Source organism: Ligilactobacillus sp. UO.C109, from assembly GCF_026847815.1.
Lineage (GTDB): Bacteria > Bacillota > Bacilli > Lactobacillales > Lactobacillaceae > Ligilactobacillus > Ligilactobacillus salivarius.
The window spans coordinates 1-206 of record NZ_JAPSFH010000032.1 but is presented as its reverse complement, the minus strand read 5'-3'; the positions used below and the strand labels follow the sequence as shown (position 1 = coordinate 206).

At 40.3% G+C, this 206-nt stretch carries 1 protein-coding gene; it reads left to right on the top strand.

All coding sequences use genetic code 11. The features are described from left to right. On the top strand, window positions 1-206 hold a 206-nt coding region (locus OZJ21_RS09855), incomplete at both ends, for a hypothetical protein (RefSeq protein ID WP_442916312.1).

Here is a 206-nt window from a genome sequence, read left to right as displayed (position 1 = left end):
GAACTTGTACTCAAGGATTCACTCAACGAACTTGATGTGCTTAAGCTTTCACTCAAGGATGAACTTGTACTCAAGGATTCGCTCAATGAACTTGATGTACTTAGGCTTTCACTTAAGGATGAACTTGTACTCAAGGATTCACTCAAGCTGCTTGATGTGCTTAGGCTTTCGCTTAAGGATGAACTTGTACTCAAGGATTCACTCAA